At 69.7% G+C, this 26,189-nt stretch carries 27 protein-coding genes; 13 read left to right on the top strand and 14 right to left on the bottom strand.

Annotated elements, in window-relative coordinates; translation table 11 throughout:
* Nucleotides 1–134: 134 nt before the first annotated feature.
* Entirely contained in the window at nucleotides 135–1,553 is a 1,419-nt protein-coding gene (glnA, locus tag ACOACQ_RS18175; RefSeq protein ID WP_378601676.1) for a type I glutamate--ammonia ligase, read from the bottom strand.
* Nucleotides 1,554–1,739: 186 nt separating this feature from the next.
* On the bottom strand, nucleotides 1,740–3,920 hold the full coding sequence (locus ACOACQ_RS18170; RefSeq protein ID WP_378601674.1) for a glutamine synthetase III: 2,181 nt from the start codon (nucleotides 3,918–3,920) through the stop codon (nucleotides 1,740–1,742).
* 141 nt (nucleotides 3,921–4,061) lie between these two features.
* On the opposite strand from ACOACQ_RS18170, the gene ACOACQ_RS18165 reads away from it, so the two are divergent.
* Complete coding sequence (locus ACOACQ_RS18165) at nucleotides 4,062–4,457, top strand: RDD family protein (protein ID WP_378601672.1); 396 nt, start codon at nucleotides 4,062–4,064, stop codon at nucleotides 4,455–4,457.
* Nucleotides 4,458–4,460: 3 nt separating this feature from the next.
* Here ACOACQ_RS18165 and ACOACQ_RS18160 read toward each other — a convergent pair whose 3' ends face one another.
* The 7 genes from ACOACQ_RS18160 to lipB all read right to left on the bottom strand — a co-directional run bounded on the left by ACOACQ_RS18160 (nucleotide 4,461) and on the right by lipB (nucleotide 10,460).
* Nucleotides 4,461–4,964, bottom strand: coding sequence for a PKD domain-containing protein (locus ACOACQ_RS18160; RefSeq protein WP_420288979.1), 504 nt, complete (start codon nucleotides 4,962–4,964; stop codon nucleotides 4,461–4,463).
* Nucleotides 4,965–5,226: 262 nt separating this feature from the next.
* On the bottom strand, nucleotides 5,227–5,769 hold the full coding sequence (locus tag ACOACQ_RS18155; protein ID WP_420288978.1) for a DUF6318 family protein: 543 nt from the start codon (nucleotides 5,767–5,769) through the stop codon (nucleotides 5,227–5,229).
* A 204-nt stretch (nucleotides 5,770–5,973) separates the two neighbouring features.
* Nucleotides 5,974–6,690 carry a DUF4191 domain-containing protein gene (locus tag ACOACQ_RS18150; protein WP_378601666.1) on the bottom strand — a complete coding sequence of 239 codons (717 nt, stop codon included), beginning with the start codon at nucleotides 6,688–6,690 and terminating at the stop codon, nucleotides 5,974–5,976.
* A 16-nt stretch (nucleotides 6,691–6,706) separates the two neighbouring features.
* A complete protein-coding gene (gene lipA / locus ACOACQ_RS18145; RefSeq protein WP_378601665.1) occupies nucleotides 6,707–7,651 on the bottom strand; it encodes a lipoyl synthase in 945 nt (314 codons plus the stop codon).
* A gap of 50 nt (nucleotides 7,652–7,701) precedes the next feature.
* The gene (locus ACOACQ_RS18140) at nucleotides 7,702–8,727 is read right to left on the bottom strand and encodes a hypothetical protein (RefSeq protein ID WP_420288977.1); all 1,026 of its coding nucleotides are present in this window, start codon (nucleotides 8,725–8,727) and stop codon (nucleotides 7,702–7,704) included.
* Nucleotides 8,724–9,650: an ABC transporter ATP-binding protein gene (locus ACOACQ_RS18135; RefSeq protein ID WP_378601661.1), complete on the bottom strand. Its 927-nt coding sequence runs from the start codon at nucleotides 9,648–9,650 to the stop codon at nucleotides 8,724–8,726. The genes ACOACQ_RS18140 and ACOACQ_RS18135 overlap by 4 nt, the downstream gene beginning before the upstream one ends.
* A gap of 54 nt (nucleotides 9,651–9,704) precedes the next feature.
* Complete coding sequence (gene lipB, locus ACOACQ_RS18130; protein ID WP_378602079.1) at nucleotides 9,705–10,460, bottom strand: lipoyl(octanoyl) transferase LipB; 756 nt, start codon at nucleotides 10,458–10,460, stop codon at nucleotides 9,705–9,707.
* 41 nt (nucleotides 10,461–10,501) lie between these two features.
* Between lipB and ACOACQ_RS18125 the strand changes: the two genes are divergently transcribed.
* Nucleotides 10,502–11,092 carry a hypothetical protein gene (locus ACOACQ_RS18125; protein ID WP_420288976.1) on the top strand — a complete coding sequence of 197 codons (591 nt, stop codon included), beginning with the start codon at nucleotides 10,502–10,504 and terminating at the stop codon, nucleotides 11,090–11,092.
* Here the strand turns inward: ACOACQ_RS18125 and ACOACQ_RS18120 are convergent.
* Nucleotides 11,041–11,949: a TIGR01777 family oxidoreductase gene (locus ACOACQ_RS18120; protein WP_378601657.1), complete on the bottom strand. Its 909-nt coding sequence runs from the start codon at nucleotides 11,947–11,949 to the stop codon at nucleotides 11,041–11,043. The genes ACOACQ_RS18125 and ACOACQ_RS18120 overlap by 52 nt on opposite strands.
* A 77-nt stretch (nucleotides 11,950–12,026) precedes the next feature.
* On the opposite strand from ACOACQ_RS18120, the gene ACOACQ_RS18115 reads away from it, so the two are divergent.
* Entirely contained in the window at nucleotides 12,027–12,953 is a 927-nt protein-coding gene (locus tag ACOACQ_RS18115) for a hypothetical protein (RefSeq protein WP_420288975.1), read from the top strand.
* A gap of 61 nt (nucleotides 12,954–13,014) precedes the next feature.
* On the opposite strand, the gene sucB is transcribed toward ACOACQ_RS18115, so the two are convergent.
* On the bottom strand, nucleotides 13,015–14,814 hold the full coding sequence (sucB, locus tag ACOACQ_RS18110; RefSeq protein ID WP_420288974.1) for a 2-oxoglutarate dehydrogenase, E2 component, dihydrolipoamide succinyltransferase: 1,800 nt from the start codon (nucleotides 14,812–14,814) through the stop codon (nucleotides 13,015–13,017).
* A 112-nt stretch (nucleotides 14,815–14,926) separates the two neighbouring features.
* On the opposite strand from sucB, the gene ACOACQ_RS18105 reads away from it, so the two are divergent.
* Complete coding sequence (locus ACOACQ_RS18105) at nucleotides 14,927–15,268, top strand: hypothetical protein (protein WP_420288973.1); 342 nt, start codon at nucleotides 14,927–14,929, stop codon at nucleotides 15,266–15,268.
* Here the strand turns inward: ACOACQ_RS18105 and ACOACQ_RS18100 are convergent.
* A complete protein-coding gene (locus ACOACQ_RS18100; RefSeq protein ID WP_420288972.1) occupies nucleotides 15,228–16,745 on the bottom strand; it encodes a leucyl aminopeptidase in 1,518 nt (505 codons plus the stop codon). The genes ACOACQ_RS18105 and ACOACQ_RS18100 overlap by 41 nt on opposite strands.
* Nucleotides 16,746–16,805: 60 nt before the next feature.
* Here ACOACQ_RS18100 and gcvT point away from each other — a divergent pair, with 60 nt between their 5' ends.
* From gcvT to ACOACQ_RS18055, 9 genes are all read left to right on the top strand, one after another.
* Nucleotides 16,806–17,939, top strand: a complete 1,134-nt coding sequence (gcvT, locus tag ACOACQ_RS18095; RefSeq protein WP_420288971.1) for a glycine cleavage system aminomethyltransferase GcvT — start codon at nucleotides 16,806–16,808, stop codon at nucleotides 17,937–17,939.
* A 70-nt stretch (nucleotides 17,940–18,009) separates the two neighbouring features.
* On the top strand, nucleotides 18,010–18,279 hold the full coding sequence (locus ACOACQ_RS18090; RefSeq protein WP_420288970.1) for a hypothetical protein: 270 nt from the start codon (nucleotides 18,010–18,012) through the stop codon (nucleotides 18,277–18,279).
* A gap of 2 nt (nucleotides 18,280–18,281) precedes the next feature.
* A complete protein-coding gene (locus tag ACOACQ_RS18085) occupies nucleotides 18,282–19,118 on the top strand; it encodes a PhzF family phenazine biosynthesis protein (protein ID WP_420288969.1) in 837 nt (278 codons plus the stop codon).
* A 26-nt stretch (nucleotides 19,119–19,144) separates the two neighbouring features.
* Nucleotides 19,145–19,957 carry a thymidylate synthase gene (locus tag ACOACQ_RS18080; protein ID WP_378597219.1) on the top strand — a complete coding sequence of 271 codons (813 nt, stop codon included), beginning with the start codon at nucleotides 19,145–19,147 and terminating at the stop codon, nucleotides 19,955–19,957.
* Nucleotides 19,954–20,466 (top strand): dihydrofolate reductase, encoded by a 513-nt coding sequence (locus ACOACQ_RS18075; RefSeq protein ID WP_420288968.1) that lies wholly within the window; start codon nucleotides 19,954–19,956, stop codon nucleotides 20,464–20,466. The genes ACOACQ_RS18080 and ACOACQ_RS18075 overlap by 4 nt, the downstream gene beginning before the upstream one ends.
* Nucleotides 20,467–20,598: 132 nt before the next feature.
* A complete protein-coding gene (locus ACOACQ_RS18070) occupies nucleotides 20,599–21,648 on the top strand; it encodes a hypothetical protein (protein WP_420288967.1) in 1,050 nt (349 codons plus the stop codon).
* Between the two features lie 104 nt (nucleotides 21,649–21,752).
* Nucleotides 21,753–22,697 carry an LLM class F420-dependent oxidoreductase gene (locus ACOACQ_RS18065; RefSeq protein ID WP_420288966.1) on the top strand — a complete coding sequence of 315 codons (945 nt, stop codon included), beginning with the start codon at nucleotides 21,753–21,755 and terminating at the stop codon, nucleotides 22,695–22,697.
* Nucleotides 22,698–22,744: 47 nt separating this feature from the next.
* Nucleotides 22,745–23,632: a 4-hydroxy-tetrahydrodipicolinate synthase gene (gene dapA, locus ACOACQ_RS18060; protein ID WP_420288965.1), complete on the top strand. Its 888-nt coding sequence runs from the start codon at nucleotides 22,745–22,747 to the stop codon at nucleotides 23,630–23,632.
* Nucleotides 23,632–25,317: a ribonuclease J gene (locus tag ACOACQ_RS18055; RefSeq protein ID WP_378597213.1), complete on the top strand. Its 1,686-nt coding sequence runs from the start codon at nucleotides 23,632–23,634 to the stop codon at nucleotides 25,315–25,317. Before dapA ends, ACOACQ_RS18055 begins: the two co-directional genes overlap by 1 nt.
* Nucleotides 25,318–25,323: 6 nt before the next feature.
* On the opposite strand, the gene ACOACQ_RS18050 is transcribed toward ACOACQ_RS18055, so the two are convergent.
* Together ACOACQ_RS18050 and ACOACQ_RS18045 are read right to left on the bottom strand one after the other, a co-directional pair.
* Entirely contained in the window at nucleotides 25,324–25,731 is a 408-nt protein-coding gene (locus tag ACOACQ_RS18050; protein ID WP_420288964.1) for a heavy metal-responsive transcriptional regulator, read from the bottom strand.
* Nucleotides 25,728–26,159, bottom strand: a complete 432-nt coding sequence (locus ACOACQ_RS18045; RefSeq protein WP_378597211.1) for a hypothetical protein — start codon at nucleotides 26,157–26,159, stop codon at nucleotides 25,728–25,730. Before ACOACQ_RS18045 ends, ACOACQ_RS18050 begins: the two co-directional genes overlap by 4 nt.
* Nucleotides 26,160–26,189 lie beyond the last annotated feature (30 nt).

Below are 26,189 nucleotides of genomic sequence, written 5' to 3'. Positions count from 1 at the left end.
TTGTAACAGACGAGCGGCTACCAACAGCAAACGCCGCCGAACGACCAAAAGGTCGCTCGGCGGCGTTTGCGCAGGTCAGCGGCTGTTCTTTGCGGTCGTTCGGCGTTGCTGAATAACCGCAGCCGGAGGCCCGGTTAGATGTCGTAATACAGCTCGAACTCGTGCGGGTGCGGCCGCAGCTGCACGGGAGCGATCTCGTGGACCCGCTTGTAGTCCACCCACGTCTCGATCAGGTCGGGGGTGAACACGTCGCCGACCGTCAGGTAGTCGTGGTCGGCCTCGAGGGCGTCGAGCACGGCACCGAGCGAGGTCGGGACCTGGGCGATCTCGGCCATCTCGTCCGGCGGGAGCTCGTAGATGTCCTTGTCGATCGGTGCGGCCGGCTCGATCTTGTTCTGGATGCCGTCGAGGCCGGCGAGCATCAGCGCCGAGAACGCGAGGTACGGGTTCGCCGACGGGTCGGGGAACCGGGTCTCGATGCGCTTCGCCTTCGGGTTGGTGCCCGTGATCGGGATCCGGACCGACGCCGAACGGTTGCGCGAGGAGTAGACCAGCGAGATCGGGGCCTCGTAGCCCGGCACCAGGCGGTGGTAGGAGTTCACCGTCGGGTTGGTGAACGCCAGCAGCGACGGGGCGTGCTTGAGGATGCCGCCGATGTACCAGCGCGCCATGTCGGAAAGGCCGCCGTACCCGGTCTCGTCGTAGAACAACGGCGAGCCGTCTTTCCACAGCGACTGGTGGACGTGCATGCCCGAGCCGTTGTCACCGAAGATCGGCTTCGGCATGAACGTGACGGACTTGTTGTTCTCCCACGCGGTGTTCTTGATGATGTACTTGAACTTCATGACATCGTCCGCGGCCTTGAGCAGCGTGTCGAAGCGGTAGTTGATCTCCGCCTGACCGGCCGTGCCGACCTCGTGGTGGGCGCGCTCGACCTGCAGGCCGGAGGCCTCGAGGTTGAGGACCATCTCGTCACGCAGGTCGGTGTAGTGGTCGTACGGCGCCACGGGGAAGTAGCCGCCCTTGAGGCGGGTCTTGTACCCGAGGTTGTCGCCCTCCTTGCCCGAGTTCCACCAGCCCTCGACCGAGTCGATGTGGTAGTAGCTCTCGTTCACACCGGTCGAGTAACGGACGTTGTCGAAGATGTAGAACTCGGCCTCGGGGGCGAAGAACGCAGTGTCGGCGATGCCGGTGCTCGCCAGGTAGGCAAGCGCCTTCTTCGCGATGTTGCGCGGGTCGCGGGAGTACGGCTCACCCGTGATCGGGTCGTGGATGAAGAAGTTGACGACCAGCGTCTTCGACTTGCGGAACGGGTCGATGTAGGCGGTCGTCGGGTCCGGGAACAGTGCCATGTCGGACTCGTTGATGGCCTGGAAGCCACGGATCGAGGAGCCGTCGAAGCCGAGGCCGTCATCGAAGACGGACTGGTCGAACGACGAGACCGGCACCGTGAAGTGCTGCATGATGCCCGGCAAGTCGCAGAAGCGGACGTCGACCTGCTCGACGGATTCATCCTTGATGAACTTGAGCAGGTCTTCGCTGTTGTTGAACATTCGTTCCTCCTCGGCTGTGGCGGAGCCCCCAGCCATCGGTCAGTCAGTTCGATCTCCCCGGCAACCTACCGAATGGCTCCTTGCGCACGCATCACCCCCAACGTTTCGTCCATGTAAACAAAACCGGGAACGCGAACTGCCCCCGTCCCCGGGAGGGGACGAGGGCAGTTCGTTGACCGCAGGGAATCAGCGGATGAAGAGCATCTCCTGGTACGTCGGCAGCGACCACAGGTCGTCAGCGACGACGGCCTCGAGCGCGTCGGCCGCCTCGCGGACCTTCAGCATGGCCGGGAGGATCGCGTCGCGGTGGTACGTCGCCTCCTCGATGCCCTCGCTGGCGTGCGCGCCGGCCTGGGCAGCCTGGAGCTCGGCGATGCCAGCGCGGAGCGCGGCGATGAGCTCGGAGACGGCGAGCAGGTCGGTCGTGTCGGCGTCGACGCCGGCAGCCTTGAGCGCGGCGACGTTGCCCGCGAGCTCGGTCTGGTAGCGAACCGCGGCCGGGAGGATCGTCGTCTTGGCGATCTCCTCGGTCAGGTTGGCCTCGACGTTGACGACCATGACGTACTGCTCGACACCGACCTCGAAGCGCGACTCGAGCTCGGCCTCGTTGAGGACTGCGTACTTCGTGAAGAGCTCACGGGCCTCGGCGGTGAGGTACTCGGGCAGGGCGTCGACCGTCGTACGCAGGTTCTTCAGGCCACGCTGGGCCGCCTCGGCGTGCCACTCCTCGGAGTAGCCGTTGCCGTTGAACACGACCGCGCCGTGGTCCTCGATGATCTTCTTCAGCAGCGCCTGGACGGCGTCGTTGAACTCGGTGCCGGCGGCAACCGCGGTCTCGAGCTCGGTCGCGCAGAAGTCGAGCGCCTCGGCCATGATCGTGTTGATCACGGTCATCGGGGCGGCCACCGTCTGGTTGGAGCCGGCCGCGCGGAACTCGAACCGGTTGCCGGTGAAGGCGAACGGCGAGGTCCGGTTGCGGTCGCCCGGGTCCTTGGTCAGGTCGGGGAGCGCGTCGACGCCCACGGACAGGACGCCCTTCTGCTTCGAGGACGTGGCGCCGCCACCCTTGGCGATCTGGTCGAACACGTCGGCCAGCTGGTCGCCGAGGAAGATCGAGATGATCGCCGGCGGGGCCTCGTTGGCGCCCAGGCGGTGGTCGTTGCCGGCCGAGGCGATCGACAGGCGCAGCAGGCCGCCGTACAGGTGGACCGCGCGGATGATCGCGGCGCAGAACACCAGGAACTGGGCGTTGTCGTGCGGGTTGTCGCCGGGGCTGAGGAAGTTGCCCTGGTTGCCGTTGCCGAAGGAGAAGTTGACGTGCTTGCCCGAACCGTTGACGCCGGCGAACGGCTTCTCGTGGAACAGGCACTCGAAGCCGTGCTGCTTGGCGATCGAGCGGAACGTCGACATCAGCAGCTGCTGGTGGTCGGAGGCCAGGTTGGCGCGCTCGAAGACCGGGGCGATCTCGAACTGGCCGGGCGCGACCTCGTTGTGACGGGTCTTGGCCGGGACGCCGAGCTTGAACAGCGCGCGCTCGGTGTCGTGCATGAAGCCGAGGACGCGCTCCGGGATGGCACCGAAGTAGTGGTCGTCGAACTCCTGGCCCTTCGGCGGCTTGGCGCCGAACAGGGTGCGGCCTGCGTTGAGCAGGTCGGGGCGCGAGTTCACGAACGACGTGTCGACCAGGAAGTACTCCTGCTCGGGGCCACAGAAGGACACGACGTTGTCGATGTCCTTGTGGCCGAACAGGCCCAGGACGCGTCGGGCCTGGGCGGACATGGCCGCCTCGGCGCGCAGCAGCGGGGTCTTGTGGTCGAGCGCCTCGCCGGTCATCGAGACGAAGATCGTCGGGATGCACAGGGTGTTGCCGTTGGGGTTCTCGAGGATGTACGCGGGGGACTGGACGTCCCAGCCGGTGTAGCCACGGGCCTCGAACGTGGCCCGGATGCCACCGTTGGGGAACGACGACGCGTCGGGCTCGCCCTGGACCAGCGTCTTGCCGGAGAACTCCCACACGGCCGTGCCGTCGCCGACCGGCTCCATGAACGAGTCGTGCTTCTCGGCGGTCAGGCCGGTCAGCGGGTAGAAGACGTGCGCGTAGTGCGTCACACCCTTCTCCATCGCCCAGTCCTTCATCGCCTTGGCGATGATGTCGGCGAGGGCGGGGTCCAGGCGGTCACCGTTCTGGATGGTCGCGGACACGGCGCGGTACACCGACTTCGGGAGGCGCTTCTGCATCACCGAGAGGCCGAAGACGTTCTCCCCGAAGACCGCACCGGTCTCCTCGGCGACGTCGAAGAACGCCGTCGGGGTCTCGTTGGCCTCGATCTCACGGATCGCACCCAGGCGGGTCGGGTTCGCAGTCATGACACACAGTCCCTTCGCATTGGCGGCGCAATGCCGCCCGATCATCGAAGTCCTCACAGTAGGTAACGCGCGTTACACGAGAACGCCCTTGTGTTACGGGGGTGTTACAGAGTGTGTGACCTGCACCGCTAGCGTTGAGCCATGTTCGAGACCGCCTCCTGGGGCCGCCGCATCCTCGCCCTGCTCGTGGACTGGATGCTGTGCACGCTGGTCGTGATCGCCATCTTCGGCCTCGACGAGTACACCGAACCCGGCTCGATCGCCTCGGTCCTGGTCCTGGCCGTGTACGTCGTCGAGACCGCCCTGACGACCTGGCTGGCCGGCGGTTCCATCGGCAAGCTGCTGACCGGGCTGTGCGTCGTACCGGCGGACGGGCACCTGCGAAAGCTCAACCCGCTCAAGGCCTTCGGGCGTCAGGTGCTCGTGGCCCTGGTGATCCCGCCACTGGTCTTCCGCTCCGACGGTCGCGGCCTGCACGACCTGTTCGCGGGTACGTCGACGGTCACCTTCGCGACGCTCCGGTCGCTGACCAAGTAGCGCTCAGTACCCGACGAGCTTGGGCTGGGCCTCGATGGCGCGCAAGGCCTGACCAGCGCCGTTGATGGTGACCGTGCCCGGGATCTGTCGCCACGGCCCGCCGCCGACGCGGAAGCGCCCGGTGAAGACGGTGTCCAGGCTCGGTTGATAGGTGCCCGTCCGCAGGTAGTTGTGGGTGATCGTGAGGTCCGGGTACGGCGCCCCCGGCTCGGACGTCGCCAACGACTGGCCGTCGCCGAAGATCCAGTGGAACTCGGCCGGTGTCGCCTCAAGGGTGACTTGCTGACCGAGAAGCGTGACCGTGCGGCTGATCGGCCGGGTGCTGGTCGTGTAGAAGTTCGTGTCGAAGTTGACCAGGGTCAGCCCGTCCGGCGGCTGGATCACGAGCTTGGCCGCGGGGAGCTTGAGCTCAGCGAACGCGGTGCGGACGATGCTGACGGTGAGGACCTCCGGCCCAGAGTCGGGCGGTAAGCAGAAGCCGAAGGGCAGCACGCTCCCGTCGTTCACCGTGACTACTTGCTCAGCCCCGGAACAAGCCTGACCACCTGCGGTGAACACAGGCTGACCGTCGGACGAGTGGCTTGCGTCAGCGCCGCCGGTCTGCGCATTGTCGTCCGCTTGCTCGACTACCTCGACCAGCAAACTGTCCGACGAAACCTCACCCGTCGCTGACGACGTTGCGGGAGGCGGATCGTTCTCGTCTGCATTGGCTGGTGCCGCGATCGCCACGGCGAGGATCAGGAGCAGCAGCGAGGCGACCTTGGTCATTTCAGCCCACCTGCAGGACGTCGAGGCGCCACCGGCCATCAGCCCACATGATCAGCGCGGTGAAAGCATTGGTTGCAGCGCCTCGTTCCTCTGTGTCTCCGTCGCTGTCGGTGAGAGTTTGCTCGTCGTGGAAGACGTCGAGTTTCATTTGGAAGCCGTACGCGGCCTTTGACGTTGTCGTGACCTCTGTCGCGCTGATCGACTTCAGAGAGTTGACGCCTCCGTCAATACGTCCGCCGTCCTCGTACTGGTTCCGGAGTCGCTCGGCGAGGTCCTCGCATGCGCCGCACGTCGATGCGGAGAGGGCATTGAGGGTGCTTACCTCGCCGGTCGCTTGGGCGTAGTTGATGACGTCGAAGTAGTAGGTGATGAACGCCCGAGCCCCGGCCTCGGTGGCCTTGGTGGCAGCCGCGGGCAGCACCGGCTCGACCGGCTTCTCGGTCGGTGGCGTCGTACTCGGCTCCGACGAGGAGGCGGACGGCTGGGCCGTGGGTGACGGGTCGGCGGGGTCGCTGCCGCCGTCACAGCTGGACAGGGCGAGCACGGCCACGAGTGCGGTGGCAGCAGCGCGGAGTGGGCGCAAGGGGTCCTCCCGAGAGTGCTGCGCCCGGACCAGGGCGCGGAGCGACGGTATCCCGACGTGGGGGAGCGTCGCTACTCGGACGGGTGAGGCTGTGGACAGACCCCTGGGTCTCGAGACGGTTGCTGCGCAACCTCCTCGACCAACGGTGGCGGTCGGCGCGAAGGGTCAGCGGCCGCGGAGGTTGCCGCGCTGGCCCTTCATCGAGTTCGGGACCGGGCCGCGGGGGATCGGGACCTTGGGGCGCTGGGCGTCCAGGGCGCGCAGGCGCTGGCGGAGCTCGGTGATCTCGGCGGGCTTGACCTGGCGGCCGAGCTTCTGGACGTGGCGAACCAGCTTCTTCAGCGGGACCTGGCCCTCGTCGTTGCCGACGATGATCTCGTGCACGGGGAAGCCGCCGGCGACCCGCTCGTGCTTCTTGGCCTCGCTGATCATCAGGGGCTTGAGGCGGCCGACATTGCCCTCGCCGACCAGGACGATGCCGGGAGGGCCGACCACGCGGTGGACCATGTCCTGCTGCTTGGTGAAGCCGACGACCTCTTCGAGCACCCAGCCGCGACGCAGCATCGACAGGGCGCGGGCGGCGGCGCCGACCTGGCCCTCGAGCTGGGCGAACGCTGCCTTCTGGGCACGGCGGCCGAACACGATCGTGACGGCCAGCAGGCCGACCAGGAACGTCGCGAGGCCGGCAAGGATCCAGCTGAAGACCGAGTCGTTGTGCGGCAGCACGAAGCGGAAGAGCGCCAGGGCAAGGCCACCGGCGACCACGAAGGCGCCGATCATCCACCACAGGATGGGCTTGTCGACCTTGCGGGCCATCTTGTACGTCTCGACGATCTGCTTGCGGCGGCTCATCGTTGACGGGTCGAGAGGGGTGTTCGACATAGGTGCTGCTGTCTCCTCAGGCAGTGGCTTCTGCGGTCGCGCTGCGCGCGGACATCGCCTGACCGTACAACCGACCCGCACGGTACGACGAACGGACCAGCGGTCCTGAGAGGACTCCGGCGAATCCGATCTCCTCGGCCTCGGCCGCGAGCTCGACGAACTCCTCCGGCTTGACCCACCGCTCCACGGGGTGGTGGCGCAGCGAAGGACGCAGGTACTGGGTGATCGTGATCAGCTCGCACCCGGCGCCGTGCAGGTCGCGCAGGGCCTGGGAGACCTCCTCGCGGGTCTCGCCCATGCCGAGGATCAGGTTCGACTTGGTCACCAGCCCGAACGCACGGGCCTGGGTCAGCACGTCGAGGGAACGCTCGTAGCGGAACGCGGGACGGATCCGCTTGAAGATCCGCGGCACCGTCTCGACGTTGTGGGCCAGCACCTCGGGGCGGGACTCGAAGACTTCCTGCAGCAGCTCGGGGATGCCGTTGAAGTCGGGGATCAGGTTCTCGACGCCGGTGTCGGGGTTCATCTCGTGGATGACGCGCACCGTCTCGGCGTACAGCCAGGCGCCGCCGTCGGGCAGGTCGTCGCGCGCGACGCCGGTGATGGTGGCGTACTTGAGGCCCATCTTCTGGACCGACTCGGCGACCCGGCGCGGCTCGTCGCGGTCCAGGGGTTCCGGCTTGCCGGTGTCGATCTGGCAGAAGTCGCAGCGTCGCGTGCACTGGTCACCACCGATGAGGAAGGTCGCCTCGCGGTCCTCCCAGCACTCGAAGATGTTGGGGCAGGCGGCTTCCTGGCAGACCGTGTGGAGGCCCTCGGACTTCACCAGCTTCTGCAGCGCGGTGTACTCCGGACCCATCCGGGCGGTGGTCTTGATCCACGACGGTTTGCGTTCGATCGGCGTCTCCGCGTTGCGTACTTCGAGTCGCAGGAGCTTCCGGCCATCGGGAACAGCAGTCACCTCGTCAGGGTACTCCGCACCCGATGCCGGACCGGCATCGCGCCGGGGCCCTACGGGACGTCGCGGCGACGGAACCAGAGCAGCGATGCGAGGCAGGACGCGCCGACCGCCGTACCGAGGACGCCGGCGCCCTGCGCGAAGGTCAGCGTGCGTTCCTCGGAGCAGTAGCCGTAGTCGCCGCCCATCTCCTCGATGGCCTTCTGCGAGCACGGCACCTCGGCGTAGTACTCGATGCCATCGGTGATCACCGCACCGACATTGAGCGCCGGGTTCCAGCGGTCACCCACGCCCAGCACGCCGAGCAGGATCCCGCCGGCCAGGGCGATGCCGAACAGGATGCCGAGCGTGGCCACGGTGCTGCGGAACAACATCGTCAGGGCGAACCCGAGCAGCGCCGCGACACCGGCGACGCCGGCCGCGCGCCAGCCCATCTGCAGGCAGTCGAGGAGTACGCCGTCGGGCAGTCGGTCACGTGATCGGGCCACCGCCCCGATCGCCAGCCAGTACGACGTCAGGACCACCGTCGCGAGCGCGACTGCCGTCCCGGTGACCACGAGCGCCTTGGCGAACCAGACACGGAGTCGTCGCGGCTCGAACAGCAGCTGGTTGCTCACCGAGCCGCTGGCCCAGTCGTGGCCGGTGAAGGTGGTGCCGAGGAGCATCATCGCCATCGCGAGGATCAGCGTGATCGCGATGCCGGAGCCGCTGTCGCGCTCCTGGGCGGGGTCGAGCTGCGAGGAGTAGAGGTAGTTCTCGAGCCGCGGCTCCATGTCGGACCGGCAGGCCTTCTCGGCCTCCTCCGACCCCGGGGCGATGTCAGGGGAGTAGCCGCCCCACTCCTGGGGGTTGGCGACGCACTGCGCGACACCTTCCTCGAAACCGGGGTTGTTGCGCTCGGCCTCCATCTGCTGCTCGGCCTGGGCGATCTCGGCTGCCGACGGCGGGAGGGTGTCGATGACGAGGATGACGCCGATGATCGTCGGGACGATGAGGCAGGCGGCGACGAGGACCAGTGCGGCCCGGCGGTGCAGCAGCCGGCTCAGCTCGACGCGGACCAGGCGGAGGAAGGCGTTCATGAGTCGGCTCCGAGTCGCTCGGCGTCCGTCAGGGCGAGGAAGAAGGTCTCCAGGTCGGGCCGTAGCGGGGTCAGCTCCGTCAACCAGACGCCGGCCTCGCCGAGCACCTGGGTGATCCGCGCGGCGTCCTCGGTCTCGACCCGGATCGCGTCCTGCTCTGCGGTCGCGTCCAGCCCGGCCGCGCCGAGCACCTCCAGCGCCCGGCCGGCTTCCGGTACGACGACCCGGAACGCCGTACTGCTGCCGAGGAGGTCCTCGACGCGTCCGGATGCGAGCAGCTTGCCGTTGCCGATGATGGTGGCCGACGTACAGACCTGCTGGACCTCGGCGAGGATGTGCGAGCTCAGCAGCACGGTGACGCCGGCTTCGCCGAGGCTGCGGATGGTCTCGCGGATCTCGCGGATGCCGGCCGGGTCCAGGCCGTTGGTGGGCTCGTCGAGGATCAGCAGCTGCGGGTCCTTGAGCAGCGTCGCGGCGATCGCGAGGCGCTGCTTCATGCCGAGCGAGTACCCCTTGTAACGGTCCTTCTCGCGACCGTCGAGCTGCACCGTCGCGAGGGCTTCCTCGACGCGTGAGCGGGGTGCGCCGATCGCGTCCGCGAGCAGGCGCAGGTTGACCTGGCCGGTGAAGTTGGGGGAGAACTTCGGGGACTCGACCACCGCACCGACGCGGCCGATCACCTGGGGCAGCTTCTCGGGCACCGGCTCGCCGAAGAGCCGCATGGTGCCGCGCGTCGGGCGTGCGAGGCCGAGCAGCATCCGGATGGTCGTGGTCTTGCCCGACCCGTTCGGGCCGAGGAATCCGTGCACGCCGCCGCCGGCGGGAACCGCCAGGTCGAGGTTCTGTACGGCGACCCGCAGGCCGCCCTTGCGGGTACGGAACTCCTTGCGCAGTCCGCTGGTCTCGATGACGAGATCACTCACGTTGGCCCCTTGGGATCCGGTGGCCCGAGCGGCCAATAGATACCGAGTATAGGGTCAGCGGGCGGGGTAACTCAGGAGCGCCACGCCGCCGGTCTTCGCCGGGTCCGGGCGCGGCTCGTAGTCCGGTGTCGCCTCGTAGGGGCCCCACGCCAGCAATTCGCTGAAGTGTCGTCGTACCACGTCGAGGACCTCGGTGACGGGGACGTCGCGGCCGAGCTCCTGGCTGAGCGAGGTGACGCCGGCGTCGTTGATGCCGCACGGGACGAAGCGGTCGTACCAGCCGAGGTCGACGTCGCAGTTCAGCGAGAAGCCGTGCATGGTGACGCCGCGGCGGACCCGGATGCCGAGGGCCGCGATCTTGCGCTCGGGGCCGCGGTCGTCGGCCTTGAGCCAGACGCCACTGCGTCCGGGAACGCGCGCGGTCGTGACGCCGAAGTCGGTGCAGACCGCGATCAGCGCCTCCTCGACACGGCGCACGTAGTCGACCACCTTGACGTGGTCGGGCAGCCGGACGATCGGGTAGCCGACGAGCTGGCCCGGGCCGTGGAAGGTGATCTGGCCGCCGCGGTCGACGTCGATGACGGCCGCGCCGCCCGGGTCCAGGGGCCGGTCCTGCGGGAGCGTGCGCTTGCCGGCGGTGAAGACGGGCGGGTGCTCGAGCAGCAGGACGGTGTCGGGCGTGGTGCCGGCGACGACCTTCTCGTGGACCTCCCGCTGGAGCTCCCACGCGGCCATGTACTCGAGTGCTTCGGCGCCGAGGCCGACCTCACGGAACTCCACGGTCCCGAGGTTACTCCGGTGCCTGTGGATGACCGGATGCACGTCCGCCCGATCTGGCGTAGGAACAGGGCATGCGGATCTCGGGATCGCGACGGCTCCTCGCGAGCGCGGCCGTGCTGGTGGGCGTGCTGGTGCTCGGCGCGCTGGTGGTCGGAGCAGCGTTGCGCGGCGCCGCGCCGTCGGCGCCGCAGGTGAGGGCGCCCGCAGCCGTGGTGGCTCCCGAGGCCGCGACGGTGAGCGTGGTGCGCGCGGTCAGCTCGCTGGCGGTCCTCCGCGACTGGGACCGGGCCCGGGCGGCGGCGTGGTCGTCGGGTGATCCGGACGTGCTGGCCGGGCTGTACGTCGCCGGCTCCCGTGCCGGCGCGACCGACGTCGCCATGCTCCGGGCCTGGCGCGAACGCGGGTTGCGGGTCGAGGGGATGTCGATGCAGGTGCTCGCCGTGGAGCTGCGGGAGCGGAGCGAACGGCGGCTGGTGCTGGTCGTGACGGATCGTCTGGTCGGTGCAGTGGCCGTCACTTCGGGCGGGCGGCAGGCCTTGCCTCGTGACCAGGCGTCCACGCGGACGCTGGTGTTCCGCAGGACCGGCGGCCGGTGGTTGCTGGCCTCGGCTCAGGAGAGCCCGGTGGCGAGCACGGCGGCGACGTCCGGGTCCTCGAACTGATAGCCGAGGTCGAGCAGGGCCTGCGGGCGCAGGTTCATCGACCCGAGGACCTCGTCGGACATGGCGCCGGCAGCCACCTTCAGCACCGGCGACGGCACCGCGAAGAACGCCGGTCGGTGCACGAGACCGGCCAGGGTCCTGGTGAAGTCAGCGTTGGTCGGCGTCGTGGGGGAGCAGAGGTTCACTGGGCCGGACGCAGTCGGGTGCTCGACCAGGAAGGCCACCGCACCCACCCAGTCGCGCCGGGAGATCAGCGGGGTGTGCTGGTGCCCGTTGCCGAGGCGGCCGCCGAGTCCGGCCTTGAACTGCAGTCGCTGCTGCTGCAGCGGCGGATTGGTGCGGTCCTGGACCGGCGCCGTCCGGAGCAGTACGACGCGGGCGCCGGCGCCGATCGCCGGCTGGGCCGCCGCCTCCCACTCCCGGCAGACCCGGGTGAGCAGGGCGTGACCACGACTGTCGGAGGACTCGGTCAGCACCGCGGAGCCGTGGTCGCCGTACCAGCTGACGCCGGAGGCGTTGACCAGCGCGGGTGGCTCCGCGACGGCAGCGATCGTGGTGGCGATCGTGCTCGTCGTGGCGACGCGGCTGGTGCGCACGGCCTCGGCCCAGCTCTTCGAGTGCGGGTTGCCGATCAGGGGTGCGCCAGCGAGGTTGACGACCACGTCGGCTGCGCCGATCACGTCTGCGTCCACCACGCCGCCCTGCGGGTCCCACGTCGACTCACCCGGCCCGCGCGCCTCACGGCGAACCAGTCGGGTCACCTCGTGGCCGCGAGCCTCGAGCTCGGTGCACAGGTGGCTCCCGAGGAACCCGGACGAACCTGCGACGACGACGGACAGTCCTGCGGGCGTGGTCATGGTCAAACCCTCCCACCGCGCCCCAAGGCGTGCACGGGCGTGGCACCCTGTGGCGGCGCACCCATCCGAGGAGACCCATGCCTGTCGCACGTCCCCGCCGCCTCTCGCTGGCCGTTGCTGTCGTCGCCGTGCTCGCCCTGTCGGCCTGCAACGACGCCGAGAGCCCGAGTGCTGACCCGTCGGCCCCGACGACGGCGACCGGCGACGCACCCGCGCCGGTCGCCCCGGCCGTGGTGACCCTCGTGGAGCCGGGCGCCGCACCGCGCCGAGTCGTGGCGCTCGACGTCGAGGAGGGGCACATGGAGACGAGCACCCTCGAGCTGACGTCGACGACCTCGGTCGACTTCATGTCCTCGCCGCCGATCACCGTGCCGATGACCATCCCGTTCACGAGCACCGTCGCGGACGTCACCGACGACGGGGTGACCGTCGAGGTGGTCTACGGGAAGGCGACCGTTGCCGGCGGCGGGTTGCGCAAGGACGCGCTCGACCAGGCCCGCAAGGCGTTGGGGTACCTCGACGGCGTGACCGCCCGGGTCGGGTACGACCGGTCCGGCGCGGTCACGTCGCGAGACGTCGAGGTCGGCGACGACGCCCCCGACGTCGTCGGCAGGATCCTCGAGGACGTCGTCTCGCAGGGCTCCGCCCTCGCCGTCGCGTTCCCCACCGAGGAGATCGGTGTCGGTGCCCGTTGGAAGGTGGCGTCCGCCATCAGTGTCGGCGGCAGCAAGGTGGGGGTCGTCTCGACGTACCGGCTGACCGAGCTCACCGACGCCGGCTACGCCGTCTCCGTCCGGGCCACCCAGGTCACCGAGCCGGGCGACACCCTCGCCGGCAAGGTCATCGAGGGAAGCAGTACGTCGACCGGCACTGTCCGCGGGCAGACCGGCCTGCTGGGGCCGGCGGTCGCGAGGTCCTCCACCGAGGGCGACACGACCGTCGAGGTCGGCGGTCAGCGGGTGAGGACGACCTTCGAGGTCACCCTGCGGGCCACGACCCAGTAGTCCGACCGGCAACGCGAAAGCCCCCGGCCCGCTTGCGCGGTGCCGGGGGCTTCCGTGGTGCTCAGACCTCGAACTGGCCGGACTCGAGGCGCTTCTTCAGGTCGCGCAGGAAGCGACCGGCGTCGGCCCCGTCGACCACGCGGTGGTCGTAGGTCAGCGCGAGGTAGACCATGTGGCGCACCGCGATGGTCTCGCCCAGGTCGTCGTCATCGATGACGACCGCACGCTTGACCACGGCACCCGGGCCGAGGATCGCGACCTGCGGCTGGTTGATGATCGGGGTGTCCCACAGGGCGCCGAAGCTGCCCAGGTTGGTGATCGTGAACGTTCCGCCGGACAGCTCGTCCGGGCCGATCTTGTTCGTGCGGGTCCGCTCGGCCACGTCGGAGATCTTCTTGGCCAGGCCCGAGATCGAGAGGTCGCCGGCGTCCTTGACGACCGGCGTCAGCAGGCCCTTCTCGGTGTCGACGGCGAACGCGACGTTCTCGCGGTCGTAGTAGGTGATCTCGCCGGCCGGCAGGTCGATCGTGGCGTTCAGCGACGGGTGGTGCTTGAGAGTGTCGATCGCTGCCTTGGTGAAGAAGGGCAGGTAGGTCAGCTTCACGCCCTCGCGGGCCAGGAAGTCGGCCTTCGCGCTCTCGCGCAGGCGGGCGATGTTGGTGACGTCGACCTCGACGACCTGCGTGAGCTGTGCCGAGACGTGCAGCGAGTCGACCATGCGCTCGGCGATGATCTTGCGCAGGCGGCTGACCTTGACGGTCTGGCCACGCAGCGGCGACGGGCTGGCCGACGCGGCGGGAGCAGCAGCGGCCGCAGCCGGTGCAGTAGAGGCGGGCGCCGGAGCGGCAGCCTTGAGCGATGCCGCAGCGTCCAGGACGTCCTGCTTGCGGATCCGTCCGCCGACGCCCGAGCCGCTCACCTGGGCGAGGTCGACACCGTGCTGGGCGGCGAGCTTGCGGACCAGGGGAGTGACGTAGCCGGGGCCGTCCTCGGAGGCGGCGGGAGACGGAGCCGGAGCAGCGGGTGCCGGAGCAGCGGGTGCCGGAGCAGCGGGCGCCGGAGCAGCAGGTGCCGGAGCGTTGTCGACCGGGGCGGGCGCGGCGGGTGCGGGGGCGGGTGCGGCCGGAGCCGGCGGCGGCGTCGGGGCAGGTGCCTCGGCGGGAGCCGGCGCAGCAGGGGCAGCGGGCGCAGCCGGAGCGGCCGCCGGCGTACCGGAACCGATGATGGCCAGCTCGGCGCCGACCTCGACGGTCTCGTCCTCGGCAGCCTTGATCTCGAGCAGCGTGCCCGCGACCGGAGACGGGATCTCGGTGTCGACCTTGTCGGTGGACACCTCGAGCAGCGGCTCGTCGACGGCGACGGCGTCACCGACCTGCTTGAGCCAGCGGGTGACCGTGCCCTCGGTGACGGACTCGCCCAGCGCGGGGAGCGTGACCGCCGTACCGCTGGCGGCGCCGCCGGCAGCGGGTGCCTCGGCAGCGGGAGCTTCAGCGGCGGGTGCCTCGGCGGGTGCCGGCGCAGCAGGTGCCTCCTCGACCGGTGCCGGGGCGGCCGGCTCCTCGGCAGCCGGAGCTGCCGGCGCCTCTTCGGCGGGCGCAGCAGGCGCCTCGGCGGGGGCCTCGCCGGCCTCACCGATCACGGCGAGAACGGCACCGACCTCGACCGTGTCGTCCTCGGCCGCCTTGATCTCGAGAAGCGTGCCCGCGACCGGAGAAGGGATCTCGGTGTCGACCTTGTCGGTCGAGACCTCGAGCAGCGGCTCGTCGATCGCAATCTGGTCGCCGACCTGCTTGAGCCAGCGAGTAACGGTGCCCTCGGTGACGGACTCACCGAGCGCGGGAAGAGTGACTTCGGTCGCCATGGACCTCATCCTTGCACCACGACTGAAGCATCTGGCAACCAGCCACCCATCGATCGGGCAAACTGTCTGCATGGCTTGGTTCGATCGATTCCGCAGGGGCTCGAAGGTACGCATGAGTAACCCCACGGCAGAGGCGCGTACGGGTTCCACCCGTGTGCGCGCATCGGACCGTACCGACGAGCTGCACCTGCAGACCTGGGTGGGCGAGCGACGCGGCGTCGAGGGGTTCGTCGAGCCGCGTACCGCCGTCAGCGACGTGACGCTCCTCCTCGTCGCGCACGACGGGGAGTGGACCCGCCGACGGGTCCCGTCGGTCAAGTGGGCGCACGACTTCTGCAACCGCCACCAGATCCCGTCGTACGACGCCGCGGTGGTCGGTGTGCCGCAGCGGATGCGCGACTACAACTCCCGGGTCAGGCAGCAGCAGAAGCAGCAGCGGCCGCCGACGCCCTGAGCAGCTCGACGAGGGTCGCGACGCCGTAGCCGGTCGCGCCCGAGGTCCAGTGGCCGTTCGGGCCGCCGCGGTTGTACGTCGGCCCGGCGATGTCGAGGTGTCCCCACGGCAGCCCGCCCGTGAACTCGCGCAGGAACGCCGCGGCGAAGATCCCGCCGCCCCAGCGGATGCCGTCGTACTGCGACAGGTCGGCGATCTTGCTGCTGCGGATCCGCTCGTCCATGAAGTCCGGGATCGGCATCGGCCAGGCGTCCTCGCCCGCGGACTCGGCGGCGGCGAGCACCTGCTCAACGACGGCGTCATCGCCCATCACACCGGCGATCTTGTCGCCGAGCGCCATCACCATGTGGCCGGTCAGGGTGGCGATGTCGATGACCAGGTCCGGCGCGCACTCGACCGCGCGACCGAGTGCGTCGGCAAGCACCAGCCGGCCCTCGGCGTCGGTGTTGCCGATCTCCACGGTCTGGCCGTCGTACATCGTCTGCACGTCACCGGGGCGCATCGAGGCGGCGCCGATCATGTTCTCGGCGAGCGCGGCGAACCCGGAGATCCGGACCGGGAGGTCGAGGCGGGCGGCGGCGATCATCGCCTGCACGACGGCGGCGGCCCCGGCCATGTCCTCCTTCATCGTGCCCATGCTGGCGGCGGGCTTGATCCACAGGCCGCCGGAGTCGAACGTGATGCCCTTGCCGACCAGCGCGATGTGCAGGACCGCGTCCTTGGGGCGGTAGGACAACTCGACCAGGCGCGGCGGTGCAGCAGAACCTGCGCCGACGCCGAGGATCCCCCCGCAGCCGAGCTCGGCCAGTCGCACCTCGTCGAGGACGTCGACCTTCACCTTGGTGCCGCCGCTGGGGACCTGCTTGTTGCCTGCCTTCACCGCTGCGGTGATGGCGTCGGCGAACATCGGCGGGGTCAGGTCGGCCGGGGGAGTGTTCACCCAGTCGCGGGTGGCGAGCACGGCATCGACCACGATCTGGGCCGGCTCGACCGCGGCGACCACCTCGGCCCGGCGGGCTGCAGGGGTCAGGACGACGATCTCGGCCGGGGTGGTCGGCGTACCGGGCTTCGACTTGTAGGCGGTGAAGGCGTAGCCGCCCAGGCGGTAGCCCTCGATCACGGCGCGCACGAGCTCGGGACTGTCCGCAGGCAGTGCCAGTGCGACCGACGCCGCGTTGGTGACGGCGCGCGCGGCATTGCCGGCCGCTCGTCGTACCTCTGCCGGACCGGGGTCGGCGCCGAGGCCGACCAGCACGAGCAGGGGCGAGGAGATGACGCCGGCGGTCGGGACCTTGGTGACCTCGCCCGGCTTGCCCTTCGCGCCGACGGTGGCCAGCAGGCCGGAGAGCTTGCGCCCGTACGCCGCCGCGACGTCCTCCGCACCTGGCGCCAGGACGCCGTCCGGCAGCACCCCGACGACGACAGCCTCCGCACGGGTCTTGGCAGGACTGGCAGTTCGCAGGGCAAAGGACGTCACCGCCAGAGCCTATCGAGCGGGTGCTGCCGACGTGTTCGGGGAATGCAATAGATTCCGGTCATGGCTGATGCGACCCCCCTGCAGTCCCCGCTCCATGACCGGCACGTTGCGCTCGGCGCGAAGTTCTCCGAGTTCGGCGGCTGGTCGATGCCGCTGGAGTACCCGACGGGAGTGGTCAAGGAGCACGCCGCGGTGCGCGAGGGCGTCGGCATCTTCGACGTCAGCCACCTCGGCAAGCTCGTCGTGCGGGGCCCGGGTGCGGTGGAGTTCCTCAACTCGACGCTGACCAACGACCTGCACCGGATCGGCCCCGGCAAGGCGCAGTACAGCCTCGTCGTCGACGACGAGACCGGCGGCATCATCGACGACGTCTTCACCTACTACCGCGACGACGAGCACGTCCTCGTCGTCCCGAACGCCTCCAACAACGAGGAGGTACGACGCCGCCTGGCCGACGCCGCGCCCGAGGGCGTCGAGGTCATCGACCACCACCAGGACTACGTCGTGCTGGCGATCCAGGGCACGAAGTCCGACGAGGTCGTCGCCGCCGTGGGCCTTCCCGTGGGCCATGACTACCTCACGTTCGTCGAGGCTCCGTTCGAGGCCGACGACGCCGACCCGGACCCCGACGCGCTCGTCATCGTCTGCCGCACCGGCTACACGGGGGAGCGCGGCTACGAGCTGATCGCCTCGTCCAAGGTGGCCGTGGCGCTGTGGGACCGGTTGCTGGCCGCCGGCGAGGCCGTGGGCCTGACCCCGTGTGGCCTCGGCGCCCGCGACACCCTCCGCACCGAGATGGGCTACCCGCTGCACGGCCAGGACATCTCGTCCTCGATCACCCCCAACGAGGCGCGCCTCGGCTGGGCCGTCGGCTGGAAGAAGCCGGCGTTCTGGGGGCGCGACAGGCTGCTCGCCGAGCGCGAGGCCGGTCCGCAGCGCAAGCTCGTCGGCATCGTGTCTACGGGCCGGGCCATCCCGCGCCCGCACATGAGCGTCCGGTTGCTGCGCGACGTACCCCTCGGCGAGGTCACCTCGGGCACCTTCTCGCCGACGCTGAAGAAGGGCATCGGCCTGGCCCTGGTCGCCAGTGCGGTCAACGACGAGGCCGAGGTGATGGTCGACGTGCGTGGCCGCAACGAGGTCTTCCAGATCACCAAGCCGCCGTTCGTCACCCCCTCGGTGCGTGAGTCATGAAATCACCCCACGGTGTTCTCGATCTCCCCCGCTTCGCTCCTCCGTCCGACAACACCGCAGGGACCCCGAAATGATCCTCCCGGAGCAGCCGTCCACCTTCCGTCCGCCCGCCGTGCCGGAGCAGCCGTGGCACTGGCGGCTCGAGGACGCGTCCGGCGCCGAGGTCACCCTCGAGGGCGAGGGTGCCGAGGAGTACGCCGACAAGACGTTCCCCAGCCAGGGTGACGCCGAGTCGTGGGTCGGCGAGATCTGGGCCGAGCTGGCCGAGTACGGCGTCGCCCAGGTGACGTTGTTCGAGGTCGACCGCGAGGTCTACGGCCCGATGTCGCTCAGCGCCTGACGGTGTCGTCGCCGCGGGAGTTCCGTCAGGTCGACGTGTTCAGCGCCGAGCCGCTGCTCGGCAACCCGGTGGCGGTGGTGCACGGCGCCGAAGGACTCACCGACGAGCAGATGCAGGCCTTCGCCCGCTGGACGAACCTCAGTGAGACGACGTTCCTGCTCGCTCCCACCGACCCCGCGGCGGACTACCGGGTGCGCATCTTCACCGGCACCAGCGAGCTGCCGTTCGCCGGACACCCGACTCTCGGCACCGCCCATGCGTGGCTCGAGGCCGGGGGAGTGCCGGCTGGTGACGGCGTCGTGCAGGAATGCGGGGTCGGTCTGGTGCAGCTGCGGCGAATCGACGGCCGCCTGGCCTTCGCCGCGCCCGACCTGCTGCGCTCCGGGCCCGTCGACCCGGACCTTGCGGCGCAGATCGCCGGCGCGCTCGGGATCGATCGTGACGAGATCCTCGACATCGCCTGGGCCGACAACGGACCCGGATGGGTCGGCGTGCGGCTCGCGTCGGCCGACGTGGTGCTCGCACTGACCCCGGACTTCGCGGCGATGCCGGTCGACGTCGGCGTGGTCGGTCCCTACCCCCAGGGCTCCGAGTGCGCGGTCGAGGTGCGTGCGTTCTGCCCACACGCCGCCGGCACGACCGAGGACCCGGTGACCGGTTCGCTCAATGCGTCGCTCGCGCAGTGGCTCGCGGGCGGCGTGCTCCCGGCGTCGTACACGGCCAGTCAGGGGACGGTCCTGGGGCGCCGCGGACGGGTGCACATCGAGACTGACGAAGCAGGTTCGATCTGGGTCGGCGGCGACACCCTGACCACGATCCTCGGGACTGTCGCACTCTGAGCGCCTTGCCCGACTAACCTGCACCTGTGCGCTCTTACCTCGACCTCGTCCAGCGGATCCTCGACGAAGGTGTGGAGAAGGGCGACCGCACCGGAACTGGCACGCTGAGCGTCTTCGGGCACCAGATGCGGTTCAACCTGGCCGAGGGCTTCCCGATGGTCACCACGAAGAAGATCCACACCCGCTCGGTGTTCGGCGAGCTGCTGTGGTTCCTCCGCGGCGACACCAACGTGAAGTGGCTGCAGGACCGCGGCATCTCGATCTGGGACGAGTGGGCCGACGACAACGGTGACCTCGGACCGGTCTACGGCTACCAATGGCGGTCCTGGCCGACGCCGGACGGCGGACACGTCGACCAGATCAAGCAGATCGTCGAGCAGATCCGCCGCGACCCCGACAGCCGCCGGCACATCGTCTCGGCCTGGAACGTCGCCGACATCCCGCAGATGGCGCTCGCCCCCTGCCACACGCTCTTCCAGTTCTACGTCGCTCCCGCGGACGACGGTGGTCCGGCGCGGCTCAGCTGCCAGCTGTACCAGCGCTCGGCCGACGTGTTCCTCGGCGTGCCGTTCAACATCGCGTCGTACGCCCTGCTCACCCACATGGTCGCCCACGTGACCGGCCTGCGCGTCGGGGACTTCGTGCACACCCTCGGCGACGCGCACCTCTACTCCAACCACCTCGACCAGGCCCGGCTCCAGCTCGGCCGGGAGACGCGTGGGCTGCCCACGCTGTGGCTCGACCCCGAGGTCACCGAGCTCGACGCGTTCGACCTCGAACACATCCGCATCGACGGCTACGACCCGCACCCCGGGATCAAGGCGCCGATCGCGGTATGAGTACTCCAGGAGGCAGGCGCGTCACGATGGTGGCGGCCGTGGCCGAGAACGGTGTGATCGGTTCGGACGCCAACATCCCCTGGCACATCCCGGCGGACTTCGCGCACTTCAAGGCGACCACCACGGGCCACGTGCTCATCATCGGCCGCACCACCCACGAGGGCATCGGCAAGCCGCTGCCCGGCCGTCAGACGATCGTGCTCACCCGCGACCCGAACTGGTCCGCCGAGGGCGTCCGGGTCGCGCACGACCTCCCCGGCGCACTGGCGCTCGCCGACGAGCTGCTCGTCGACAGCCCGCGCGGCCAGGTGATGATCGGTGGCGGCGCAGCGGTCTACACCGCCGCCCTGCCGTACGCCGACGAGCAGATCCTGTCCGAGATCCCGCTGAAGCCCGAGGGCGACACCCACTACCCGAAGTTCAGCCGCACCCGGTGGCGCGAAGGTCGCCGCGACCCGCGCGAAGGCTTCACCGTGGTGTGGTGGGAGCGGGTCTTCGCCTGCGGCTGACGGCTGGCGGGACCTGTCCCCGAGACGGGGCAAGTGGCTGTCCACGGAGGCCGCGACCAGCCATCTGCCCGATCTCGAGCGGGCTGTGGAGAACGTCCGCCGCCGTTGGCGGAAATCGGAGACGGTGTCGGGGTGCCTCGTCGTACCCACCACATGACCCCGCCCGCGGTCGACCCGCGCCGGCCGGGGCTGATGTGGCCGGTCTCCATTGATCCTGCTGGCATCACGGGACCGACCCGGGCCCAGGCCCGCGGCAGCAGTTGGCTCAAGGAGGCCCATGGTCTGTACCTTCCTGCCGGCCGGGATCCGTCACTGGCCGTCGACCAGCGCATCGTGACCGCGGCTGCCGTGACACCGACAGGTGGCGCGATCACCGGCTGGGCGGCTCTGCGTTGGGGCGGCGCACGGCACCTTGACGGCACTCGTGGTCGGACCGTTCTGCCGGTTCCGGTGGCCGTTCCGCCGTCAGTCTGCGACGGCAGGCCGGGCATCACCGTCAGCGCCGAGCGGCACTTGAGGTCCCCGTTGATCGAGGTCGATGGGCTGACGCTGTCGTCGTACCTGGCAGCGACGGCCTACGAGGTCTGCCACGCTCCGTCCCTGCTCGATGCCGTTGCCATGATCGACCGGGCCTGCGCTGCCGACCTGATCTCGTGCGATGAGCTCAGGGCATACCGGGTGGGGTTGGCGGGCTGTCGGTGGGTGACGCGACTGGACGCTGCTGTCGAGCTCGCCGAGGAGAACTGCTGGTCGCCGACGGAGACTGCGCTCCGCCTGTGCTGGAGGGGCATCGGGATGACCCACGTCGTCTGCAACCGACCAGTGTTCGCCCTCGACGGAACGTTCCTGGGGACACCTGACGTGCTGGACGTGGAGAGTGGAACGGCCGGGGAGTACGACGGCGCGCTCCATCTGGCCGGCCGCCAGCGGGCCAAGGACATCCGCAGGGAGGGGGTGTTCCGTCGTGCGGGACTCGAGTACGTCGAGATGGTGGCAGCGGACCTGGCCGACACCAGCGACTTCGAAAGGCGTTCGCTGGATGCGCGTGCACGCGCTGCCGCCCTACAGCGGAACTGGACCGTCACACCACCTCCCGGCTGGGTGGAGACCCACACGGTCGACCGGCGCCGCGCGCTGACGCCCTGGCAGAGGAGCCGGTGGCTGCGGTGGCAGGCCTCCTGAGATCTCCGGGACGGGGCAAGTGGCTGTCCACCGAGGCCGCGACCAGCCATCTGCCCGATCTGGTCAGCCGGGCGGACCTTGATCGCGGCTGACAGGGTTGGCCCATGACTGTCGAACTCCGTGTCTTCACCGAACCCCAGCAGGGTGCGACTTACGACGACCTGCTGACCGTCGCGCTCGAGGCCGAGCGGCTCGGCTTCGGTGCGTTCTTCCGCAGTGACCACTACCTCCACATGAGTGGGGACGGCCTGCCCGGTTCCACGGACGCCTGGACGACGCTCGCGGGTCTCGCCCGCGAGACGAGCACCATCCGGCTCGGGACGCTGATGACCAGCGCGACCTTCCGCCACCCCGGCGTGCTCGCGGTCCAGGTGGCGCAGGTCGACCAGATGAGCGGTGGCCGCGTCGAGCTCGGCATCGGCGCCGGCTGGTTCACCCAGGAGCACACGGCGTACGGCATCCCGTTCCCCGAGACCGGCGAGCGGTTCGAGCGGTACGCCGAACAGCTCGAGCTGGTCACCGGGATGTGGGCGACGCCCGTGGGAGATCGCTACGAGTTCGCGGGCAAGCACTACCAGCTCACTGACAGCCCCGCGCTGCCGAAGCCGACCCAGACGTCCGGGCACCGCGGCGGTCCGCCGGTCCTGATCGGCGGCAAGGGCGCGAAGAAGACGCCCGCGCTCGCCGCGGCCTACGCCGACGAGTTCAACCTGCCGTTCGTCGACGAGGAGTTCACGGCCCTGCAGTTCGGCCGGGTCCGCCAGGCAGCCGAAGCCATCGACCGCGACCCTGCGAGCATCATCTGGTCGAACGCGCTCGTCCTCTGCGTCGGGGAGGACGAAGCGGAGATCGCCCGCCGGGCGGCGTACATCGGCCGTGACGTCGACGAGCTCCGCGCCAACGGCCTTGCCGGGACACCGGCTGAGGTGGTCGACAAGATCAAGCGGTTCGAGGCCCTCGGCGCCCAGCGGATCTACCTCCAGGTCCTCGATCTGGGCGATCTCGATCACCTGCGCCTCGTGGCTGCCGAGGTCATGCCGCTGGTGTGAGGGACGGCGGCGAGGTCATCGGGCGGCTTGACGATAGGCTGGACACCATGACTTCTGCACCCTTCGGCACCGTGCTGACCGCCATGGTCACGCCGTTCCACGCGGACGGCTCCGTCGACCTGGATGCGGTGCAGAAGGTTGCCAAGCACCTCGTCGACAACGGCAACGACGGCATCGTCGTCTCGGGCACCACCGGTGAGTCCCCGACCACCACGGGCGCCGAGGACGGCGAGACGCTCGCGGCCGTCAAGGACGCCGTCGGTGACCGTGCGAAGGTCGTGGCCGGTGTCGGCACGAACGACACGCGCCACTCCGTCGAGCTGGCCCGCCAGGCCGAGAAGGTCGGCGCCGACGGCCTGCTGCTCGTGACGCCGTACTACAACAAGCCCAGCCAGGCCGGGGTGCTCAACCACTTCCGTCAGGTCGTCGAGGCCACCGCCGTCCCGGTGATGTTGTACGACGTCCCCGGCCGTACCGGCACCAAGATCTCGCTCGAGACCTACACCGCCGCGCGGCAGTGGGAGACGGTCACGACCGTCAAGGAAGCCACGGGCGACCTGGCCCGCACCGCGCAGCTCGTCGACCTCGGCTACACCGTCTACTCCGGTGACGACGTCAACACCCTCGGCTACCTCGCCTACGGCGCCACCGGCCTGGTGTCCGTGGTCGGCCACGTCGCGGGCGTCCAGCTCAAGACGATGATCGACGCGTTCCTCGCCGGCAACCACGCCGAGGCGCTGCGCATCCACACCGGGCTGATCCCGGCGTTCGAAGCGATCATGGGCGTGGCCAACTACGGCGCCACGACGGCCAAGGCCGCCCTGGAGCTGAAGGGCGTGCTCGACAACCGGCGCGTCCGACCGCCACTGCTGGCGCTCGACGACGACGAAGTCGCGGACCTCCGGGCCGGGCTCGTCGCGGCGGGCCTGCTCTGATGTCGCACGCACACCCGGAACTGTCGGCGCCGCCGGAGCTGCCCAAGGGCGGCCTGCGCGTCATCCCGCTCGGCGGCCTCGGCGAGATCGGTCGCAACATGACCGTCTTCGAGTACGACGGCCGGCTGTTGATCGTCGACTGTGGCGTGCTGTTCCCCGATGAGCACCACCCGGGCGTCGACCTGATCCTGCCCGACTTCACCGCCATCCGGGATCGCCTGGACGCCGTCGAGGCGCTGGTGCTGACCCACGGACACGAGGACCACATCGGCGCGGCGCCGTACCTCCTGCGCGAGCGCCAGGACATCCCGCTCGTCGGCTCCGAGCTCACCCTTGCCCTGCTCAACTCCAAGCTCCGCGAGCACCGCCTGCGCCAGACGCCGTTCTACACGGTCAAGGCGGGCGACAGGATCTCCTTCGGTCCCTTCGACCTCGAGTTCGTCGCCGTCAACCACTCGATCCCCGACGCGCTCGCCGTGGCGATCCGTACGGGCGCCGGCCTCGTCCTGCACACCGGTGACTTCAAGATGGACCAGCTGCCGCTCGATGGCCGGATCACCGACCTCCGCGCGTTCGCGCGACTGGGGGAGGAGGGTGTGGACCTGTTCCTCACCGACTCCACCAACGCCGAGGTCCCCGGCTTCACCACGCCCGAGAAGCGGATCACCCCGGTCCTCAACCAGGCCTTCCAGGAGTCGAAGCAGCGGATCATCGTCGCCTGCTTCGCCTCCCACGTGCACCGCGTCCAGCAGATCCTCGACGCCGCCGTGCTGCACGACCGCAAGGTCGCCTACGTCGGCCGCTCGATGGTCCGCAACATGGCCATCGCCCGCGACCTCGGCTACCTCCACGTCCCGCCGGGCGTGATGGTCGACGCGAAGCAGCTCGCCGACCTGGCGCCGGAGAAGCAGGTGCTGATCTCGACCGGATCGCAGGGCGAACCGCTCAGTGCCCTGGCCCGGATCGCGCAGCGCAACCACCACTTCGTCCACCTCGAGGAGGGCGACACGGTCATCCTCGCCTCGAGCATGATCCCCGGCAACGAGAACGCGATCTACCGCGTGATCAACGGCCTGACCCGTCTCGGCGCCCGCGTCGTCCACAAGGGCAACGCCCTCGTGCACGTCAGCGGTCACGCCAGCGCCGGTGAGCTCCTCTATTGCTACAACATCGTCAAGCCGCGCAACGTCCTGCCGGTGCACGGCGAGTCCCGGCACATGCTCGCCAACGGCGAGCTCGCGAAGCAGACCGGCGTCGAGAACGTCGTCTATGCCGAGGACGGCGTCGTCGTCGACCTGGTCGACGGCGTTGCCTCGGTCGTCGGCAAGGTCGACTGCGGCTACGTGTTCGTCGACGGCCAGTCGGTCGGTGACGTCACCGAGTCCGAGCTCAAGGACCGCCGGATCCTCGGCGAGGAGGGCTTCGTCTCGGTCATCGTGGTCGTCGACTCCGTCAGCGGCAAGGTCTCCGCCGGTCCCGAGATCCACGCCCGCGGCCACGCGTGGGAGGACTCGGACTTCGAGAGCATCAAGCAGCCGATCCTCGATGCGGTCAACCGTGCGCTCAGTGAGGGCAGCACCGACACGTACCAGCTGCAGCAGATCATCCGCCGTACGATCGGCCGCTGGGTCAGCGGCACGCACAAGCGTCGGCCGATGATCATTCCGGTTGTCGTCGAAGCGTAGCGCCCGTCAGGCGGGCTGCGTGACCGGCTCGCCCCCGAGCGCACCGACGAGCGGGCAGGCGGCGTTCGGGTCGATGCACTGCTGGTCGAGCAGCCCGGCGAGTGCGCCGCGGACCCGCGTGAGGTCGGCGATCCGTTCGTCGATCTCGGCCAGCTTGGCCTGACCCGCGCGGGCGATGTCGCCGGTGAGCAGGACCTCCTGCCCGGAGAGGGCGGTGAGCTCGCCGAGCTCGGCGAGGCTGAATCCGAGCTGCTGGCCGCGGCGCAGGAACCGGACGCGGGCGACCTCGTCGTCGGGGAACTCCCGGTAGCCGCCCGAGGTGCGTGAGGGCGCGGGCAGCAACCCGCGCCGTTCGTAGAACCGCACCGTGGAGACCTTCACGCCGGCCCGGGCGGCCAGTTCGGAGATGTTCACGTCGTGAGGGTACGGCGCTGCAGGGCCACCGCGACCGCAATGCCCTGCACGACGCCCCACACGGCCTCGGGCACGAGGAAGCCGACGATCACCGTGCTGGCGCCCTCGGCCAGTGCGACCACCATGCCGAGGCAGAACAGCGCCCGCGCCACCGTGTCGGCTGCGCCGACGAGCAGGGTGGGCCGGACGATCCGTACCACCGACCAGACGAGGACGAGCCCGCCCATCAGGCCGGCGAACAGGACGGTGAAGGGATCGTCGGCGTCCGGGAGCGAACCGCTCAGGTCGAGCTTGTCGTGGACGTCGGCGAGGGTCCCGAAGGTCGCCGCGGCGAGCCAGGGGAGGGCGAATCCGGTCGTCACGACGGCGTCGTAGAGGGCGGAGGCGCGGACGATGCGGAGGGCAGGGGAGTTCCCGGTGGAGGTCATGGCCCAACGGTCGACCCTGCACCATGGTGC

The sequence above is a fragment of the Nocardioides sp. CPCC 206347 genome (assembly GCF_048654605.1).
GTDB lineage: Bacteria > Actinomycetota > Actinomycetes > Propionibacteriales > Nocardioidaceae > Nocardioides.
This window is presented reverse-complemented; position numbering and strand designations above follow the sequence as displayed.

What these genes read in the sequence shown, in the direction of transcription:
- glnA (WP_378601676.1), bottom strand. Translation starts at nt 1,553, where the DNA reads ATGTTCAACAACAGCGAAGACCTGCTCAAGTTCATCAAGGATGAATCC.
- ACOACQ_RS18170 (WP_378601674.1), bottom strand. Translation starts at nt 3,920, where the DNA reads ATGACTGCGAACCCGACCCGCCTGGGTGCGATCCGTGAGATCGAGGCC.
- ACOACQ_RS18165 (WP_378601672.1), top strand. Translation starts at nt 4,062, where the DNA reads ATGTTCGAGACCGCCTCCTGGGGCCGCCGCATCCTCGCCCTGCTCGTG.
- ACOACQ_RS18150 (WP_378601666.1), bottom strand. Translation starts at nt 6,690, where the DNA reads ATGTCGAACACCCCTCTCGACCCGTCAACGATGAGCCGCCGCAAGCAG.
- ACOACQ_RS18140 (WP_420288977.1), bottom strand. Translation starts at nt 8,727, where the DNA reads ATGAACGCCTTCCTCCGCCTGGTCCGCGTCGAGCTGAGCCGGCTGCTG.
- ACOACQ_RS18125 (WP_420288976.1), top strand. Translation starts at nt 10,502, where the DNA reads ATGCGGATCTCGGGATCGCGACGGCTCCTCGCGAGCGCGGCCGTGCTG.
- ACOACQ_RS18120 (WP_378601657.1), bottom strand. Translation starts at nt 11,949, where the DNA reads ATGACCACGCCCGCAGGACTGTCCGTCGTCGTCGCAGGTTCGTCCGGG.
- ACOACQ_RS18115 (WP_420288975.1), top strand. Translation starts at nt 12,027, where the DNA reads ATGCCTGTCGCACGTCCCCGCCGCCTCTCGCTGGCCGTTGCTGTCGTC.
- sucB (WP_420288974.1), bottom strand. Translation starts at nt 14,814, where the DNA reads ATGGCGACCGAAGTCACTCTTCCCGCGCTCGGTGAGTCCGTCACCGAG.
- ACOACQ_RS18105 (WP_420288973.1), top strand. Translation starts at nt 14,927, where the DNA reads ATGAGTAACCCCACGGCAGAGGCGCGTACGGGTTCCACCCGTGTGCGC.
- gcvT (WP_420288971.1), top strand. Translation starts at nt 16,806, where the DNA reads ATGGCTGATGCGACCCCCCTGCAGTCCCCGCTCCATGACCGGCACGTT.
- ACOACQ_RS18090 (WP_420288970.1), top strand. Translation starts at nt 18,010, where the DNA reads ATGATCCTCCCGGAGCAGCCGTCCACCTTCCGTCCGCCCGCCGTGCCG.
- ACOACQ_RS18075 (WP_420288968.1), top strand. Translation starts at nt 19,954, where the DNA reads ATGAGTACTCCAGGAGGCAGGCGCGTCACGATGGTGGCGGCCGTGGCC.
- ACOACQ_RS18065 (WP_420288966.1), top strand. Translation starts at nt 21,753, where the DNA reads ATGACTGTCGAACTCCGTGTCTTCACCGAACCCCAGCAGGGTGCGACT.
- dapA (WP_420288965.1), top strand. Translation starts at nt 22,745, where the DNA reads ATGACTTCTGCACCCTTCGGCACCGTGCTGACCGCCATGGTCACGCCG.
- ACOACQ_RS18055 (WP_378597213.1), top strand. Translation starts at nt 23,632, where the DNA reads ATGTCGCACGCACACCCGGAACTGTCGGCGCCGCCGGAGCTGCCCAAG.
- ACOACQ_RS18045 (WP_378597211.1), bottom strand. Translation starts at nt 26,159, where the DNA reads ATGACCTCCACCGGGAACTCCCCTGCCCTCCGCATCGTCCGCGCCTCC.